Origin of the sequence: Streptomyces sp. SPB074 (genome assembly GCF_000154905.1) — a bacterium.
Classification (GTDB): domain Bacteria; phylum Actinomycetota; class Actinomycetes; order Streptomycetales; family Streptomycetaceae; genus Streptomyces.
The window spans coordinates 5,666,211-5,669,263 of record NZ_GG770539.1; the positions used below are offsets into that span (position 1 = coordinate 5,666,211).

Here is a 3,053-nt window from a genome sequence, read left to right on the forward strand (position 1 = left end):
CTCGACCCGGCCGAGGTGCGCGCCCACTGGGACGCCGCCCGGCTCGCGGGGCTCGTGGAGACCCACGGCGGTCACGCCCGCCCCGGCTGGCGGCTGCGGGCCTGGGACCGCGACGACATGGCGGTGCTGCGCGGCTGGGTCGCGCTCTTCGACGCCTGGTCGCTCTTCCACCCGGCGCACGCCGAGCCCGCCGCTCCCGTCGATCCCACGGCCGTCGCCGAGGTGGTCGAGGCGATGCCGCAGCTCCTCTCCGTCCTCCAGCTCTCGGCGGGCACGGCCTCGCGCGAAGAACTCCTCGACCTCCTCGACCAGCGGATCACCGAGCTGCGCGACGCGCGATGCGAACTGCCCGCGCCCGGCCTCACCATGGCTCCTCCCGCCCCGCTGCCCGAGCTGTTCGACTGGGCACTCGACCGGCTCGCGGGCGTCGGCGCCCTCACCCTGCCGCAGGCGCCCGGCGGCGAGATCGCGCTCACGCCGCTCGGCAGCTGGGCGGTGTGGGTCAAGCTCGAACAGATCTGCGTGGCCGCGCAGTCCCCGGCCGGCAACATCGAGCAGTCCGCCGAGGACATGCTGCGCGGCTGCGTCCGGCTGCGCCCCGGCGAGGCCCGCGCCGAGTACCGCGCCTGGATCGCCGCCCGTACCGTCGGCACCGCCGTGCAGGAACTCCTCGACGCCGCCTGCGGCGACGACGCGCTCCTGCGCCAGCTCGCCTTCGAGGCCCTGCGGGTGGTCGGCGCGCCGGCCGAGCCCGGGGTGCGCGAGGTGAGCGCGGACCTGCCGCTGCGCCCGTACGCGCTGCTGTGGCTCGCGGAGCAGGAGGGCGGCGACGCCGAGGACGCGCACGCGCTCCTCACCCGCGAGGAGTCGACCTGGCTGTGGATCGACACGGCGGCGGCCCTCAACGACCACGGGGACACCGAACTCCTCGTGCGTCACATCGAGGCCGCCCACCAGCCCACGATCCCGGCCCTGCTCGACGAGGTGCGCGCGGCGGGCCACCCCCTCACCGTCCAGGTCCTCCTGGCCCTCGCCGCCGCCCACCCCGACCCGGCCCTCGCCAAAGCGGTCCGCAGAGCGGCCTTCCAGGTCCACACAGGAGGCTGACCCACTCAAGCCCGCACCCCCACCGGCGCAGCGGGCGGACCCCCCAATCCAGCCTCTCCGGCGCGGCGGGGCCCGCAATCCAGCCCCTCGGGCGCAGCGGGGCCCCCGATTTCAGCCCCTCCGGCGCCTGAGGAGCGGAGCCAGGGGGCGCAGCCCCCGCGACCCCGGCCCGCAGAAAAGGCACACCTCACCCCCGGTTAGACTGAAGCCATGGCCCCCCTCCTTGCGCATTAGCGCGGCGTTCCGCCTCATCCCGCCCGACCGCCGTCCCACCCGCCCAGGAGTACGTCCATGATCACCGCCACCGGTATCGAGCTGCGCGCCGGCGCCCGCATCCTCATCGAGAATGCCAGCTTCCGCGTCACCAAGGGCGACCGCATCGGGCTCGTCGGCCGCAACGGGGCGGGCAAGACCACGCTCACCAAGTGCCTCGCCGGCGAGGGCCAGCCCGCGGGCGGCACCATCACGCGCTCGGGCGAGGTCGGATACCTCCCGCAGGACCCCCGTACCGGCGACCTCGACGTCCTCGCCCGCGACCGCGTCCTCTCCGCGCGCGGCCTGGACGTGACCCTGCGCAGGATGCGCGAGAACGAGGAGCGCATGGCGAACGGCAAGGGCGCCACGCGTGAGAAGGCGATGAAGCGGTACGAGCGCCTGGAGACCGAGTTCCTCACCAAGGGCGGGTACGCGGCCGAGGCCGAGGCCGCCACGATCGCCGCCGCGCTGAGCCTGCCCGACCGCGTGCTCGGGCAGCCGCTGCACACCCTCTCCGGTGGTCAGCGCCGTCGCATCGAGCTCGCCCGCATCCTCTTCTCCGACGCGGACGTCCTCCTGCTGGACGAGCCGACGAACCACCTCGACGCCGACTCGATCGTCTGGCTGCGCGACTACCTGCGGACCTACCGCGGCGGATTCATCGTGATCTCCCACGACGTGGAACTCGTCGAGACGGTCGTCAACAAGGTCTTCTACCTCGACGCGAACCGCTCGCAGATCGACGTCTACAACATGGGCTGGAAGCTCTACCAGCAGCAGCGCGAGGCCGACGAGAAGCGCCGCAAGCGCGAACGGCAGAACGCCGAGAAGAAGGCGTCCGCGCTCAACGCGCAGGCCGACAAGATGCGCGCCAAGGCGACGAAGACCGTCGCCGCGCAGAACATGGCCCGCCGCGCCGAGCGCCTGCTCGCCGGTCTCGACGAGGTCCGCCAGTCCGACAAGGTCGCCAAGCTCCGCTTCCCCGACCCCTCGCCCTGCGGGAAGACCCCGCTCACCGCCGAGGGCCTGTCGAAGTCGTACGGGTCCCTGGAGATCTTCACGGACGTGGACCTCGCGATCGACAAGGGCTCCCGCGTCGTCATCCTCGGCCTCAACGGCGCCGGGAAGACGACCCTGCTGCGCCTGCTCGCCGGAGTCGAGAAGCCCGACACCGGCGCGGTGGTCGAGGGGCACGGGCTCAAGCTCGGCTACTACGCGCAGGAGCACGAGACGCTCGACCCCGAGCGCACGGTCCTGGAGAACATGCGCTCCTCGGCCCCCGACCTCGACCTCGTCGAGGTCCGCAAGGTGCTCGGCTCCTTCCTCTTCTCCGGGGACGACGTCGACAAGCCGGCCGGGGTCCTCTCCGGTGGCGAGAAGACCCGCCTCGCGCTCGCCACGCTCGTCGTCTCCGCCGCCAACGTGCTGCTCCTGGACGAGCCGACGAACAACCTCGACCCCGCCAGCCGCGAGGAGATCCTCGGCGCCCTGCGCACGTACAAGGGCGCCGTCGTCCTCGTCACCCACGACGAGGGCGCCGTCGAGGCGCTCTCGCCCGAGCGGATCATCATGCTGCCCGATGGCATCGAGGACCTGTGGGGCGCGGGCTACCGCGACCTCGTCGCCCTCGCCTGAGCGGGAAGAACGCCGCCGGGCGCGCGAGATCACTCCGGGCGCGGCCGAATGATCGA

The 3,053-nt window shown here is 73.0% G+C and carries 2 protein-coding genes; both read left to right on the forward strand.

The genetic code is table 11. From position 1 onward, the window contains the following. A partial coding sequence (locus tag SSBG_RS24000) for a hypothetical protein (RefSeq protein ID WP_078491401.1) occupies window positions 1–1,107 on the forward strand: 1,107 nt, incomplete at its 5' end. A gap of 291 nt (window positions 1,108–1,398) precedes the next feature. Continuing rightward, window positions 1,399–2,997: an ABC-F family ATP-binding cassette domain-containing protein gene (locus tag SSBG_RS24005; protein WP_008748663.1), complete on the forward strand. Its 1,599-nt coding sequence runs from the start codon at window positions 1,399–1,401 to the stop codon at window positions 2,995–2,997. Window positions 2,998–3,053: the final 56 nt, after the last annotated feature.

Coding starts and splice junctions, on each gene's coding strand:
- SSBG_RS24005 (WP_008748663.1), top strand. CDS start 1,399: ATGATCACCGCCACCGGTATCGAGCTGCGCGCCGGCGCCCGCATCCTC.